Origin of the sequence: Vagococcus proximus (genome assembly GCF_029143285.1) — a bacterium.
GTDB classification, from domain to species: domain Bacteria; phylum Bacillota; class Bacilli; order Lactobacillales; family Vagococcaceae; genus Vagococcus_D; species Vagococcus_D proximus.
In genome coordinates, this window is sequence record NZ_JAPDSH010000006.1 from 23,526 (window position 1) to 38,085 (window position 14,560).

Consider the following 14,560-nt stretch of genomic DNA (forward strand, 5'->3'; position numbering starts at 1 on the left):
TTATGGATATTTATGAAAGAGTGTCAGAACATTTATTAAAGACGGTCCAACTTGCTTCAATCAGTCATGATGAACAAGGACGACCGCTTATTTATTTAAGACCGATTCCTGATAATGAATGTGGGATTGCTTTGTTGGATGCTCCTTCAGGTACTGATGAGCGGTATCAAAATCGTGATGTGATTTATAGAGTATCTATGCAGATAATCGTTAAGAATAAGCAACAAGAAGTAGCCTATCAAGATGCGATGGCTATTTATTATGAATTAGATAATTTACCACGCTTTGATACTAAAGGAAATTATCTAACAATTGAGAGTGATTGTTTTCAATTAATAGTGTGTGAAGGCTATACCTTACCACGTTTAATCGAACAGACAGAGCATGGTGCTTATCTTTATACGTTATTAGCCAAAGCGACTATTATGATTCAACCAAAAAGAGAGGGTGTTATAAATGAAGGGAACAAGTAGAGCAGGAGCAGTTAGTGGTTATTTACCTAACTGGATGAACAAATATGAAGTAGGCGAACGTCCAGTAGGGAGTTCGTTGCCTGTTTTAAAAGAGTTAGCGCAAGGCATTCAAACGGTTGACCCTAGTAATGATGAAGATACAGAAGAGTTTCAATACTATGGTGATCGTGGTGGGAAATCTAAGACAGTTACAACTATTTCTAGTGAGTATGCCTTTAAAGGGCATCGTGATTACAAAAATGATGAAGCGCAAGAGTTTGTCCGTGATCGTTTAAACCAAACGGGTGCAGGTCGAGAAGTTTATTTTAGACACACAGAGCCAGACGGTCGAGTCCGTGAAGGGAATGCTATTCTGACAGGAATTGTTCATACGGGTGGCGATGCCAATCAACGAGGGAATTTTGAATGTGTAATTGGCTTTGATGGATTACCTAAAGATTCCAAAGATGAGCCAGAAAATAAACCAGGTGAAACACCAAAGGTTAGTCAGTAGACTAGCCTTTTTTATTTTAAAAAATAGGAGGAATCACGATGACAAAAAATAACAATCAAGGAAATAGCATTGTAGTTGAGTTAGGAAAAGGGTATGTACCAGTCAGAATTGGTGGCATGGAATTTAAGTTAAATACTTCGGATTCAGTGATTAGAAAATACAGAAGTATGGTTAAGAAACTTGACCCAGAGATGAAGGCATTAGAGGAAAAAATCGAACAGGCTATTAAGGATGACGACTACGATTCGGAATTAGAGTGTATTGGCTTATCAGTAGACATTTGTCGAAAAGTGACGGATGTCATTTTAGGAAGTGGTTCATTTGATCAGTTATACGCTGCTTCTAATGAGGATAGTGAAGCGGTAATAGAAGCTGTCTTAGAAGTTCAATCTCAATATGAAAAGATAAAAGACCGTTCAAAACTAACTAAATTGGTAGCTTCTAAGAAACAAGGCTAATGCCATGTACTTATCGTTATCTAAAAAGATAAGAGATGTCGTTTCAATAGGAGATATGGATTTCGAGTTAGATATGGCTTTTTCCAATGTCCTAAGGTGGTATGAGGTATTTGAAGACGAGGAGGAAGAGGATTCGTTTAAGGTAAATCTAACCTTGTCGTTACTGACAACACTTACCGTAGACAAGGTTTTGGAGCTTCAAGATAATAACCAAGTTCTTCATGAGGCCTTATTCATCGAACTTGTAAAATATGTTTTGAAATCAGATGAAATCGAACCTCTATCACTAGAGAATGAAACAACTCATCAAGAGCCAATGGAAAAGTATTATGACTTGGTGGAAGATTCAGATTATATTTATGCATCTTTTTTACAAGATTATGGAATTGATTTATTAGAGGTATTTGATGAGATGCATTGGTTTAAATTCATGGCCTTATTGGGAAGTCTTAGTGACAAAACAACCTTCAAAAATGTGATTGAAATTAGACAAATGGAAATACCTAAGGATGCTACAGCTAAAGAACGTATGGCTATTTTGGAATCCAAGCAGTCAGTGGCATTGAAATCGAACCAAGAAGCGATCGCATTTCAAGCGATGGACTTACTTGAAAAACGTGAATGGGCATTAGCGCATATGGAAAGAGGTGATACTACTGAGTGATGGACGTGTTGTAATTGATGTTGAATTGAATTCTTCTAAAGCAGAAGGCCAACTGGATAGTTTTGGAAATAGTGCAGATAAACAGATAGGTGGCAAGGTCCATCAAGCAGGGACTAAAGGTTCGCTTGGTGTTAAAAAAATAGCCGGTGCTTTAGGACTTGTGAAGGTCGCAAGTAAAGCGATTGATATGGTAAAAGACTCTATTCATGGTGCATTTGAACGTTTAGATACGATGGATGCGTTTAAGAGAACGATTGGTGAAATTACTGGTGATAGTGGAGCTGCAGGTAAAGCATTAGATGTATTAAAAGGAGCAACTAAAGGAACAGCCTATGGACTAGATACAGCCGCTAAGGCAACTCAGAATTTTGTGACTAGGGGAATGGACTTAGGTGATGCGACTAAATCTGTAGGTACTTGGGGAGATGCGGTTGCTTTTTATGGTCATGGAACAAATGAGGAACTAGCTGGTGTGACCGATGCCATTGGAAAGATGAAAACCAAAGGAAAAGTCGATATGGGCCAACTAGACCGTCTATTTGATGTGGGGATTGATGCTGTTGGAATGTATGCGACAGCTCATAAGATGTCATCGAGTGAGGTACAGGATGCATTGTCTAAAGGAACGATATCTGCAGATGATTTCTTTGATAGTGTTGAAAAAGGAATGGAAACCGGAGCGGGAGGCATCCGTAAAATTGCTGGAGCTGCTAAAGAAGCAGGTTCGTCGTGGAGCGGAACATTTGCCAATATGGGTGCTGCAGTTACTCGTGGTGTGACGACGATTATACAAAATTTAGACAAAGGGTTTGGTGAAGCGGGTCTAGGAAGTATTAAAGAAAATATCAGTAAGATTGGTGAAGTCTTTGAAAAGACATTAACGAAAGTATCTGATTATATTCCACCTACTTTAAAAGTGGTAGGAGAGCTTGTCAATAAACTAAAAGAGTTTGCTCCTGTATTAGTGACCGTTGCAACAGGATTTTTAGCTTTCCAAGGAATTAGTAAAGGGCTAGATGTTTTTGATAAGGTAACAAAGGGCATCGGAACGGTAAAAAAAGGTGTAGGTGAGTTTAAATCAATCATGTCAGGAGCAACTGAAGCAACGACATTGATGAGTAAGGCACAGGAAGTTCTTAATTTAGTGATGGATGCCAATGTTTTTGTAGTGATTGCAGCAGCTGTTATAGCTTTAGTGGCAGGTTTAATTTATTTATGGAAAACAAATGAAGGATTTAGAGATGCAGTCAAAGCTATTTGGGAAGGAATAAAGAATTTAATTAAAGGCGTGGTTGATAGCATTGTTGGCTTCTGGGATGGTTTAAAAGAAGCTACCTCAATTGCATGGGATGCGATTAAGGAGTTTGTTAAGGGTGCAGTTGATGGGCTTGTATCTGCTTGGGAATCCTTTCAAGAAACGCTATCAGCATTATGGACAAGTATTTCTGACTTAGCGATAGAAGGATGGAATCTGATTGTTGAAGGAATAAAAGCAATCGTCACTCCATTTATTACGGAGTTTATGGCGATATTTAATGGTGCTAAGGACGGACTTTCTTTAATTTGGCAAGGAATTGGTGATATAGCTCAGGGGGCATGGGAGTTAATAAAGAACATTATTTTAGCTCCGGTATTATTGCTGATTGATTTAGTAACAGGTGATTTTGAAGGAATGAAGAGTCACATTGACCAAATCTGGACCAACATAAAAAATGCTGCATCAAAAATATGGACAGGGATTAAGGCCTTAGTCTCCGGGATAATCAAAGCATTTGTAGGTGCAGTTAAAGGGTATTTTACAGTATTAAAAACTGAATCTATTGCGATATGGAATGGATTAAAATCAGGGATTAGCACAATTGTTAGTGGGTTTGTTTCTGCTATCAAATCTTTTTTCAGTAATTTAAAGCAAGGGATTATTTCTATCTTTAATAGTATAAAAGATACGACAAGTTCAATTTGGAATGGGATTAAGAATAGTGTTTCAGGTATTGTTGAACGAATGGTTAATACTATAAAAGGGGCTTGGGAAAAAGCTAAAACTTGGACAAGTAATACTTGGGCTAGTATCAAGAAAAAAATATTATCTATTGGTGATATTAATCTGAAGTCTATTGGCGCCGATATTATTAACGGATTAATCAGTGGGATTAGTGGTGCTGTAAAAGGTCTTTGGAGTACTCTTGGTGGAATAGTTTCAGGAATAAAAAATAAAATTAAAGATGCACTTCATATTCATTCGCCTTCACATTGGATGAGAGACATGATTGGAAAAAATATGATGTCGGGATGGGGCATTGGTTTAGAACGATATTCTAAGTTACCGAGTAAAGCGATGAGTACAGTTATTGAGAAAGTCAAACAACCTTTATTAGATAGTAATCATATGTTATTGAAACAGGATGCTGGTTCGTTAAAAAATTCAATTCTTACTAAAGGCTCACAGGAGAAAACGGTAAGTCCTAAAGTTATAACACAAAACTTCAAAGGTTTTTTTGATGGAGCTGTATTCAATTGGTCGGGTAAAGAGGATATTCGTAAGACGATGGAAGAGATGAGATGGTTAATTGAAACAGAAGGGGGCTTTGTAAATGAGTGAGACAATCTATTTTGAGTATTGTGGTAAAAAGAGTTCTGATTTTTATTTGAAGTTACATAATGAATTAGCGTTCACTAAACCAGAAAGAGATATCTCATTCGTTGAGGTTCCTGGTATTGATGGAGATGTGGCAATTGATAATAAACGGTTAAAGTCAGTTGAATTTTCATTTCCTGTGAGTTTAGCAATGCCATCGGATAAAGATTTATTTCTAGAAAGCTCTAATCTAAATAGTTGGTTAGATGCTGATTTGGATAAGTATGAAGGGTGGGGAGATTTATTATTGTCATATGACCCTGGTTTTATTTATAAAGCCATTCATTATAGTGAATACGATATTGAACATATCATGCACACGTTTGGGAAAAGTGTTATTAAATTTAAGATGAAACCTTATAAATATGTAGAAAGTGGACAGTTATTATCCGAAGTAACAAATGGGCAAACTTTAAAAAATAGTTGGAATTTGGTAGCGAAACCTTATATCAAAATTACAGGAAGTGGAGATGTAAAGCTTAGTATTGCAGGGCAATCACTATCCCTTCATTCAGTTGATAGCTATATAGAAGTAGATACACTCTATCAATCAGTCACTAAGGCTAATAAAAATGAGTTTGAAAAACTACAGACATTTCCCTTACCAGTATTAAATAAAGGTAACAACTCAATCAAGGTAGTTTCAGGTAATGTCACTAAGATAGAGATAAAACCGAGGTGGTGTAATAAGTTATGAGTTATCCAATTCTATATAAAGCAGAAGCTTCCATTTTTAATAAGTTTGCTATAGGTGTACTGAAAGATATTAAAGACCCAGTTATCAGAGAAAAAAGAAATAGCGTTTATACTTTTGAATTTGAATATTTAGTTGATAGTAATTTGTTTAAGGAATTAGCTAATGATCGTTTGGTTAGTGTAAATAATAATGGTCAATTAAATCAACGGTTTAGAATTAACAGAATTACAAAACCGATAAAAGGGTATGCTAAGGTCTACTGCAAGCATATCAGAGATGACTTTGAAGGGTTTTATATGGACCCGGAAGTCATAGTGTCGGGTAGTGCTAATGCTGCGCTAACTACATGGAAGAATGCTATAAAGAACCCGAATGAGATTACAGTAACATCAAATGTAACGACAACAACGAAAACAGTATGGACCATTGACAAGGTTGCTAATCCGTTGTTAGCTCTAGGCGGTGTTACTGGCTCGATATTACAACGTTGGGGTGGCGAGTATGAATTTGATAATTACAAAGTTAAATTATGGAGCCAACGTGGAAAACATACAGGAGCTTTATTATCATACGGAAAAAATATCATAGATTTAGAAAATGATGATATTATGACCAATCTTTATACTTCAATTTATCCTTATGCTGTATTAAGAGAGGAAGGCAGTGATAAGGAAGAATTATTGACGATTGATTCTTTAATTATTGATGGTCCGTACGCAAGTAAGTATGCTAATAAAATTACAATACCTGTTGATTTCAGTAGTGAGGAACCAAAAGATAAGGCGGCTTTAAAAAAGCTTGCTGAGAGTTATGTAAAGAAAAATGATGTTGGTAAGCCAAAAATAAATGTTAAAGTCACACCAATCGATACAACCTCGACAGTAGATTTTCATCATTTGAAAAACTTTGACAATGTTAAGTTATGCGACACTGTAACGGTTAAGTTAGTTCAGTACGGGATTGATTTCAAGGCTAAAGTAATTGGAGTAGAATATGATCCAGTTTTAGAGAGAGTTATTTCATATGAAATTGGTGAACCAAGAGGTAGTTTAGGAAATACTATTAAGCAGTTGGAAAATGATGTTGAAAAATCAGTCGCTAATTCTAATACTGCCCTACATTCAGCCAATGGGAAAAATACAAACTTTTACGGACCTGATGAACCTAAGGCTACAAAAATTGGCGATATTTGGTATAAAGATATCGGTGGTGGTAATTATGAAATGTATCGATGGGATGGAAGTATTTGGAAACAAATTGAATTTGATATTAATATAGAGGAGCAGTTAGAAGAAGTAAATAAAAATATAGATGAAGCTTTGAAAGAAGCCGAACAGGCTAGAGAAGAAGCTGGATTCTCTAAAGATACGGCAGAACAAGCGATAAAGGATGCACTTGCTGCAAAAGAAGCAGCAGATAAAAATGGTGGGAAGTTAAAAGAATTTGAAATTGATTTAGACAAAGAAAAGAACAAGCTAACTTTAACTCAGAAGGATGTTGCTGATGGAAAAGTGTCTATTCATAAGTTAGAAACAGATAGTAAGCATTCAATTGAGAGTATCTCTAATTTAGAAGGTGATATTACCTCAATAGAAAAAAATATCAATGGTATACAGACCAGTGTTAAGGGGAAGGCAGATCAAACTGAAGTTACCCAATTAAAAAATCAATTTAACGTAACTGTTAAAGATGTTGAATCAAATAAAGCGAGTATTACAGTTATAAAAAAAGATATTAACTTAAAGGTTTCTAAAGATGATTTGATGTCTCAAATTAATTTAAACCCTAAGGGGGTTCTTATTCAAGGTAAAAATATTATGCTTGATGGTAATGTAAAAATGAATGATGCCTATATAAAAAATTTAACAGTTAATACTGCATTTATAAAAAATATAAAAGCGATTGATGTTGATGTTTCAAGATTAACTTCGGGAACAGTTAATACAGGATTAATAAAAATTGCAAGTAAATTGGAATTAACAACAAGTAATGGTTATTTAACTGGAACATATAATTTTAATGAGGAGAATGCAATTGAACCACGTAGTTTTTCTGGAACATGGAAATTAGGGTGGCGAGATTTACAATTTACGGGTGTCACCACAGAGTCTAAATCAAACTATGGTTCATATACGGCGACAACTTTTGGACAGGATACTATGAAATTCAGATCGTACCTCGATTCGTCAAATAAAACTATGAAATCGCGTATAGATATTTATGCGTATCAAGGTTCTAAATTTCAAATGAAGGATAATATAAATACGAGTAAACCCCTATCACTAGAAATTAAACCTAGTAGAATAATCATGACAATTGGAGATAATATTGTAGCAAGAATTGGAAATGAAGGTAATATCTATGCTTCAAATTTAATAAAATCAACCACTATGGAGTGTAGTAATATTTCAGTACCAGAAATAAAATCAACAAATATTGAAGCTAGAACAGTTAATTCGAAAGAGTATGATCAGTATCTTTATCTTCAGGGCGGTCCAAGTATGGAGAACGCTTTTAGGTTAAGGAGACAAAATGGGAATAAGTTTCTGGGTGAAATGAAGTCAGATTGGCTCAATACAGCTGAAAATGGAGGAGGAGGCACTTTTCAAGTTCGCTTAACACAAGGTGGATATTTAAAAAATAATTCAGGAACATTTTCTGAATCGAAATTAACTATCTTAGACCACGAGCGTCATATAGAAAAGTTTAAACTTTCTAGTTTTAAAGAATTGGAAACGACTATCTTTCAAATGGAGGAAGATGAAAATCACGATGATGTAACTAGCTATTTATCTAAACCGATTATTGGTTATACTGTTGAGTCTTTGGTACGTGCGGGGATGGAGAGTGCGATAACCTATATTAATGGTGAACCAAGTGCTTATGAAGTGGAAAAATTATTGCCATATATTTTTGAGCCATTAAAGGAATTACATATTGAATTAGACAGGTTGAAGCAAAAAATAAATGAAATGGGGATATAATCTAATGATTAATGAGGAAGATTTGAGACAAGTTATTTCTGAACAAGCAGTAGAGATAATTAATTTGAGACTAGAGAATAATGCATTAAAGAGATCGTGTGTTGAGAAACAAGAAGATACAGAGTGTAGTGATGAAATTGAAAATAAATATGATGCAAAGGAAGAGCAAGCTGAAAAGTAGGCTTTTTTATTTTAGAGTTATTTTTAAGGAGTGATTAAAGTGCAGTCAGAAATAACGGTTGCGTTAATAACATTAATTGGAAGTATCTTAGGCTCGGTTTGTAGTGTAGCCTATGGGATTAAGTTTCTAGGTTATCGTATGGAGCAATTGGAAAAGAAGGTTGATAGTCATAATAAAATTGTTGAGCAAATTTTTGTACTAGAAGAAAAGATAAAGACCGCTAATCATAGAATAAGGGATTTAGAGAAAGGAAGTTAGTTCATGGATTTTATGTCTTTAATAGTAGAAGAAGGTTACGTTATGGTACCTGTTTTATGGATTATAGGATATGCGGTAAAACGAAGTGATGTATTAGATGATAAGTATATATTGCCGCTTTTAATTGTAATTAGTGTGTGTTTTACACCGTGTTTATTAGGAGGCTATGTACCTTTAAATTTTGTACAGGCTATTTTAGTAGCAGGTGGTGCTGTGTTAATAGATCAAGTTAAAAAGCAAACGACCAGACCTTTAGTTAAAAATAAGGAGGAATAAAAATGGTATTAAATGGAATAGATATAGCGAGTTATCAAGCTGCATTACATGCCGGGACGGTTAAAGGTGATTTTGTTATCATTAAAGCAACAGAAGGGCTAAGCTACGTTAACCCACAGTGTGATAAGCATTACCAACAAGCAAAAAAAGCAGGAAAATTACTGGGAGTTTATCATTTTGCTCAAACAAATGACGCAGTTGCAGAAGCAGATTATTTCTTAAAGAATATAAAAAATTATATTGGTGAAGCGATGTTGGTTTTAGATTATGAAATGGCCGCGGTGAGTAATGGTCCAGCGTGGGTACTTAGATTCTTAAATCGTGTGAAGGATAAAACGGGTGTTAAGCCATTAATTTACATGAGTTTATCAGTCGCAAACGAGCAGAATTGGACCTCTGTTGTTAAAAGTGATTATGGTTTATGGGTGGCTCAGTATAATTCGAATGGGATTCAAAATGGGTTTAAGCATCCAAATGTAAATGGAAAAGTAGGATATTGGCCTTTTGTTGCGATTCATCAGTATAGTTCAAATGGTCGTTTACCCGGTTATAATGGAAGTTTGGACATGGACTATTTTAACGGTGATTCAAAAGCGTGGAAAGCTTATGCAAAATCTAGTAAAGGTTCAGCACAGACACCAGCACCCAAACCAGAAAGAGTTTATATTGTGAAGAGTACTGATTACTCATTAGGGATGATTGCTCAATCCTTAGGTGTAACTTTGGATAGTATAGTTAGACTGAACAATATTAAAAATCCAAACCTTATTTATGTGGGACAGAAGTTGAAGTATTAAAAAAATCCCTCACTTAATTGTGGGGGGGATTTTTTAGTGAATCATTTTAGAGATAAAAGAAAGATAGTTTTTTTTATTTAGTTCATTAAAAAAATCATTTGAATAGTAAATGATTTCTTCAGATATAGGATAATCATAAATATCAATACAGCTACTTAATATTACATCTGCAGAGTAAGCATTATCAACAAATTCAATAATAGTTTTATCAAAAATTTGTTTGATAGTATTTTGAATGATTAATTCCAAATGTGGAGGTTCTGTAAGATGAATAAAAATTTTCAGTGGTAAGGTTGTCATTTCGGCTTCTAAAACTCCAATAATATGATTTATAAAAAGAAAACAATAAATTTTTTGATCTTTTGGGACATCAAGAAGTAAAGTTTCTTCGAATTGATTTAAAAGCTTACTATTATGAATCGTCTGAAAATCATATGAATCTAAAAAAGAAGGATAATATTGATAACTAAGTGAAAAGAATAAATAGGAAATAGTTAAACTTGATACATATGTATTGAACGAACGATCTCTTAATATGGAATATTCATCTTTTAATAGGTAAAATGATTTTTTTATAAATTGGATAAATGGATTTTTCTCTATATCAAATGATAAAGAAACAGGAGATATGCTAGATTTATTTGAATCAAAACAAGCTTCCAGTAAAGATATTAACAAGTCATTGTTGTTTTTAGTATCTTCTGAATTTGAAATAATATTCTTTATTTCAAGAATATCATTGTGTATATAAAAATCAGAGTTCGGATCGATATTAATTAAAAGGGCTTTTTTAAATAGTTCTTGCTTGTTTGAGAACACAGATTTAAAAAAATCTAATATAAAGAAAGCTATAGTAGTAGAGTCTCCACGAAAAAAAAGTTTGTTGTTTATAATAGATATTTGAATATTATTTTGCTGAAGAATAGACATAGTATTAATCCTATCTTTTAAAAAATAGATATGTGACGATGATACAAAAATCAAATCAGACATTTCCTGTACAGTACAACCAGGATTAAGTAATAGTTCTTTTATAAAGTGAATAGAAGTTGTATTTTTATAATATAGATTACTTAGTTTATAATAAGTAAATTGTTTAGCTTGTTCGGTGTTAAAAACTAACTTAGTAAATGTTAGTGTATTATTAATAATTTTGAAAGGAGAGTCTAAGTAATTTAAATCTTTATTAATTGATACAATATCCTTTTTCGTTATATTTATACTTTCATGTGAATGATTAGTTTTTAATTCGAAAAGTAAAGAATGTGTAAATTTAAGTTTTCGTTGATCGCTTTTGGAAAGAAACTCGCACCACATGAAAATACCTCCATAAATAATATAAAAACATTATATCCCACCGGATAAGTATCTTCATGCTTTTTTGAACAGATGAATTGTTATTTGTACATAAAATCTTGTTATATTACGAATAATATCCGTTATTATTTTTTGATACGTAAAGTAAAAATATAATAAGAAGTATTTTTTTGCTTAACATACAATAAAGATGGAATTTTAAAAACAATTCCTAAAAAATAAGGAGGGTATAGTGTATGTTTTTTAAAAGCAAGAAAATAATGGGGGCATTTTTATCATTATTATTAATTTTACCAATAGGCATGAGCGCGAATGCTGTAAAAAAAGGTGCTGATGTAGTAGCCTCAGGGGGAAGTGTATATGATGATATACCAGAGGCGAAAAATAATATATTAGGTGTCGCCCCAAATTTCCATATCTTTGCTCGAGAAACGACGTTAAGAAATCACACATCTGGGAATGTAGCAACTCAAAATTTGAATGGTTCACAGGCTGTAATGGGTACAAATGGGTTTACAGGAAAAGAGTATTACTATTTTGAAAATATAACCTCATTAAATGGAGCGTCTGGAGTACCAGGCACGGGTCATAATAAAGTCGTTGTCGGAACGAGTGTTTCTGTTGACCTTACTAATCCCGATCGTCCATCATTAAATGGTGTTTCTGTTGATAAATGGAAAGCAGAGGATATTTTTCAAGATAAAGAAGGGGAAAAATATATTGATTTTGATCAAGAATTCAATAATTTATATACTCAAAGTGAAAGAATTGCTAATTTAAATCCTGATCTTGAAATTAAGGCTAGTGATTTTTCAGACAAAAATAACCGTATCATTGATGTTAGTAAAATAAATAAAAAAACAGTAGTTGTTAATCTAACAAGTGATGTATTACAATCTGGTACACCATTAGTTATAAGTGGATTAGAAAGCGGAGAAGATTGTAAATTAACAAAGACTGTATTAATTAATGTAGATGTTGAGGGACAAAATCCTTATCAAACTACAAGCCCTATTAAATTAAAATATGTTGATGGTACAGATCGTGGAAATCATGAAACAGGTGATTTTTCTGATAGCACACTTTTATGGAATTTTACGAATAATAAAGAAGTTTTTAATGGCGATATTAATATTGGTTTTCCTTGGCAAGGTAGTATTTTAGCACCAGGAGCTACTTTAGATGGTGGTGGCTCAAATATTGATGGATCAATTATGGTTGATACTTTTAAAGGTGCCGGAGAAACTCATAGATGGGACTGGCATGGGTGTATTATTGACGAACCAGAATATGGAAAAATTGAAGTTATAAAACATGATTCTAAAGATAAAGCTAAATTATTAGCAGGCGCAGAATTTGATGTTTTTGATAGTGAAGGTAATCTTGTTGATCACATTGCAGTTAATGAGGATGGTCATGGACAAACAACAGTTCCATTAGAGTTTGGTGACTATACATTAGTTGAAACAAAGGCACCAGAAGGTTACGAATTAAATTCAACACCAATTCCTGTTAAGGTTCAAAAAAATGATACTAGTAATATTGTTATTGTTGATGTTGATAATGAACCAACAGAACCAACAGAACCAACGGAACCAACAGAACCAACGGAACCAACAGAACCAACAGAACCAACGGAACCAACAGAACCAACAGAACCAACGGAACCAACAGAACCAACAGAACCAACAGAACCAACAGAACCAACAGAACCAACAGAACCAACAGAACCAACAGAACCAACAGAACCAACGGAACCAACAGAACCAACAGAACCAACGGAACCAACGGAACCAACAGAACCAACGGAACCAACAGAACCAACGGAACCAACGGAGCCGACAGAACCAACAGAGCCAACAGAACCAACGGAACCAACGGAACCAACAGAACCAACAGAACCAACGGAACCAACAGAACCAACGGAGCCAACAGAACCGACAGAACCAACGGAACCAACAGAACCAACAGAACCAACGGAACCAACGGAACCAACAGAACCAACAGAGTCAACGGAACCAACAGAACCAACAGAACCAACAGAACCAACGGAACCAACGGAACCAACGGAACCAACGGAACCAACGGAACCAACGGAACCAACGGAACCAACGGAACCAACAGAACCAACGGAACCAACGGAACCAACAGAACCAACAGAACCAACAGAACCAACAGAACCAACGGAACCAACAGAACCAACAGAACCAACAGAACCAACGGAGCCGACGGAGCCAACGGAACCAACGGAACCAACGGAACCAACGGAACCAACGGAACCAACAGAGCCGACGGAACCAACGGAGCCAACAGAACCGATGAAACCAACAAAACCAACAAAACCAACAAAACCAACAGAACTAACAGAGATAAAGAATTCACCAACACATAAAAATCAGTTGCCGCAAACAGGTGAAACAAAAAATTCGAAATTAATTTTAGTAGGTGCTATAGTAACTTTATTAGTAGGGGGAGTGGGGTATAAAAAATATAAAAATTAAATACATATGATTGAATGAGAGGTATCCCGTAAGTGTAAAGAAGGTTTATGTTATGAAAGCTAGTGATTAAGCTGGAAATTTTCTATATTTAATATTTTTTCAACTTCATTCATCATCTTATCAAATAATTTTTTATTCGTATTTCTTTAGAGTTCATTGTAATCATCCCTCTTAGATATGGTACGAAAAAATGGTTTAGTATGTTATTTTTAAAATTTATTTTGTTACCTATATAATAGTAGAAACGTGTGAAAATAATTTAAAAATTTTGATTTGGTGAATTCTAGGTGCATTATAAATGAATTAATCCTTTAAATTATTGATACAATAGGGTTTTAATAAGATGATACAATACCGGCCACCGGTATAATAAGTGTTCTTAGGACTTCCTAAGAGAAATAAGAAACCTCTCAAGACGTTGATATAATAGCGTCTTGAGAGGTTTTTGTTTTACCCTAAATTTGAGTGTATTTAGATGTTTTCAAAATTTTTTTGCATTCATTATAGCTATCAAAGTAAACTAATGACATTGTTTTAGGTGAGTGTAATGGTAATAGGACGTTTGTAAATTAAGAATGGTGTTAATTTATAATTTAATAAGTGTTAGTTGGTTATTTTGTATTAAACAGGTGCTGAAAGAGGTAAGTTGACTTATCTAAGATATCTCTTATTAAAGATTTCAATATGTAAATAGGTCCTGTTATAGGTCCTGTTAATGGTTCACTATTTAAGTTTTTTAATAGGTAATCTCTGAAACAAAAAGAGTAAAATGTCCCAAATGAGACATTTTACTCTTTTTGTTTCTTTTTTTTTAGTGATGCAGATT

At 34.1% G+C, this 14,560-nt stretch carries 13 protein-coding genes; 12 read left to right on the plus strand and 1 reads right to left on the minus strand.

The window, feature by feature from the left end; genetic code table 11:
- The first annotated feature begins 2 nt into the window (after positions 1 to 2).
- The 11 genes from OL233_RS08225 to OL233_RS08275 are packed head-to-tail and all read left to right on the plus strand — an operon-like array spanning position 3 to position 9,916.
- Positions 3 to 473, plus strand: a complete 471-nt coding sequence (locus OL233_RS08225) for a minor capsid protein (protein WP_275471852.1) — start codon at positions 3 to 5, stop codon at positions 471 to 473.
- Entirely contained in the window at positions 457 to 966 is a 510-nt protein-coding gene (locus OL233_RS08230; RefSeq protein ID WP_275471853.1) for a phage tail tube protein, read from the plus strand. Before OL233_RS08225 ends, OL233_RS08230 begins: the two co-directional genes overlap by 17 nt.
- Before the next feature lie 38 nt (positions 967 to 1,004).
- On the plus strand, positions 1,005 to 1,424 hold the full coding sequence (locus tag OL233_RS08235) for a hypothetical protein (protein ID WP_275471854.1): 420 nt from the start codon (positions 1,005 to 1,007) through the stop codon (positions 1,422 to 1,424).
- 4 nt (positions 1,425 to 1,428) lie between these two features.
- Positions 1,429 to 2,088 carry a Gp15 family bacteriophage protein gene (locus OL233_RS08240; RefSeq protein WP_275471855.1) on the plus strand — a complete coding sequence of 220 codons (660 nt, stop codon included), beginning with the start codon at positions 1,429 to 1,431 and terminating at the stop codon, positions 2,086 to 2,088.
- The gene (locus OL233_RS08245) at positions 2,072 to 4,687 is read left to right on the plus strand and encodes a phage tail protein (RefSeq protein ID WP_275471856.1); all 2,616 of its coding nucleotides are present in this window, start codon (positions 2,072 to 2,074) and stop codon (positions 4,685 to 4,687) included. The genes OL233_RS08240 and OL233_RS08245 overlap by 17 nt, the downstream gene beginning before the upstream one ends.
- Entirely contained in the window at positions 4,680 to 5,420 is a 741-nt protein-coding gene (locus OL233_RS08250) for a phage tail domain-containing protein (protein WP_275471857.1), read from the plus strand. The genes OL233_RS08245 and OL233_RS08250 overlap by 8 nt, the downstream gene beginning before the upstream one ends.
- Positions 5,417 to 8,404: a phage tail spike protein gene (locus OL233_RS08255; RefSeq protein WP_275471858.1), complete on the plus strand. Its 2,988-nt coding sequence runs from the start codon at positions 5,417 to 5,419 to the stop codon at positions 8,402 to 8,404. Before OL233_RS08250 ends, OL233_RS08255 begins: the two co-directional genes overlap by 4 nt.
- A complete protein-coding gene (locus tag OL233_RS08260; protein WP_275471859.1) occupies positions 8,388 to 8,585 on the plus strand; it encodes a hypothetical protein in 198 nt (65 codons plus the stop codon). The genes OL233_RS08255 and OL233_RS08260 overlap by 17 nt, the downstream gene beginning before the upstream one ends.
- A gap of 39 nt (positions 8,586 to 8,624) precedes the next feature.
- Positions 8,625 to 8,843: a hypothetical protein gene (locus OL233_RS08265; RefSeq protein ID WP_275471860.1), complete on the plus strand. Its 219-nt coding sequence runs from the start codon at positions 8,625 to 8,627 to the stop codon at positions 8,841 to 8,843.
- Between the two features lie 3 nt (positions 8,844 to 8,846).
- Entirely contained in the window at positions 8,847 to 9,119 is a 273-nt protein-coding gene (locus OL233_RS08270; protein WP_275471861.1) for a phage holin family protein, read from the plus strand.
- A 2-nt stretch (positions 9,120 to 9,121) separates the two neighbouring features.
- On the plus strand, positions 9,122 to 9,916 hold the full coding sequence (locus OL233_RS08275; protein WP_275471862.1) for a GH25 family lysozyme: 795 nt from the start codon (positions 9,122 to 9,124) through the stop codon (positions 9,914 to 9,916).
- A gap of 33 nt (positions 9,917 to 9,949) precedes the next feature.
- On the opposite strand, the gene OL233_RS08280 is transcribed toward OL233_RS08275, so the two are convergent.
- Positions 9,950 to 11,233 carry a hypothetical protein gene (locus tag OL233_RS08280; protein WP_275471863.1) on the minus strand — a complete coding sequence of 428 codons (1,284 nt, stop codon included), beginning with the start codon at positions 11,231 to 11,233 and terminating at the stop codon, positions 9,950 to 9,952.
- Between the two features lie 236 nt (positions 11,234 to 11,469).
- Between OL233_RS08280 and OL233_RS08285 the strand changes: the two genes are divergently transcribed.
- Positions 11,470 to 13,734, plus strand: coding sequence for a collagen-binding domain-containing protein (locus tag OL233_RS08285; protein WP_275471864.1), 2,265 nt, complete (start codon positions 11,470 to 11,472; stop codon positions 13,732 to 13,734).
- Positions 13,735 to 14,560 lie beyond the last annotated feature (826 nt).

Coding starts and splice junctions, on each gene's coding strand:
- OL233_RS08225 (WP_275471852.1), top strand. CDS start 3: ATGGATATTTATGAAAGAGTGTCAGAACATTTATTAAAGACGGTCCAA.
- OL233_RS08230 (WP_275471853.1), top strand. CDS start 457: ATGAAGGGAACAAGTAGAGCAGGAGCAGTTAGTGGTTATTTACCTAAC.
- OL233_RS08235 (WP_275471854.1), top strand. CDS start 1,005: ATGACAAAAAATAACAATCAAGGAAATAGCATTGTAGTTGAGTTAGGA.
- OL233_RS08240 (WP_275471855.1), top strand. CDS start 1,429: ATGTACTTATCGTTATCTAAAAAGATAAGAGATGTCGTTTCAATAGGA.
- OL233_RS08250 (WP_275471857.1), top strand. CDS start 4,680: ATGAGTGAGACAATCTATTTTGAGTATTGTGGTAAAAAGAGTTCTGAT.
- OL233_RS08255 (WP_275471858.1), top strand. CDS start 5,417: ATGAGTTATCCAATTCTATATAAAGCAGAAGCTTCCATTTTTAATAAG.
- OL233_RS08260 (WP_275471859.1), top strand. CDS start 8,388: ATGAAATGGGGATATAATCTAATGATTAATGAGGAAGATTTGAGACAA.
- OL233_RS08270 (WP_275471861.1), top strand. CDS start 8,847: ATGGATTTTATGTCTTTAATAGTAGAAGAAGGTTACGTTATGGTACCT.
- OL233_RS08275 (WP_275471862.1), top strand. CDS start 9,122: ATGGTATTAAATGGAATAGATATAGCGAGTTATCAAGCTGCATTACAT.
- OL233_RS08280 (WP_275471863.1), bottom strand. CDS start 11,233: ATGTGGTGCGAGTTTCTTTCCAAAAGCGATCAACGAAAACTTAAATTT.
- OL233_RS08285 (WP_275471864.1), top strand. CDS start 11,470: ATGTTTTTTAAAAGCAAGAAAATAATGGGGGCATTTTTATCATTATTA.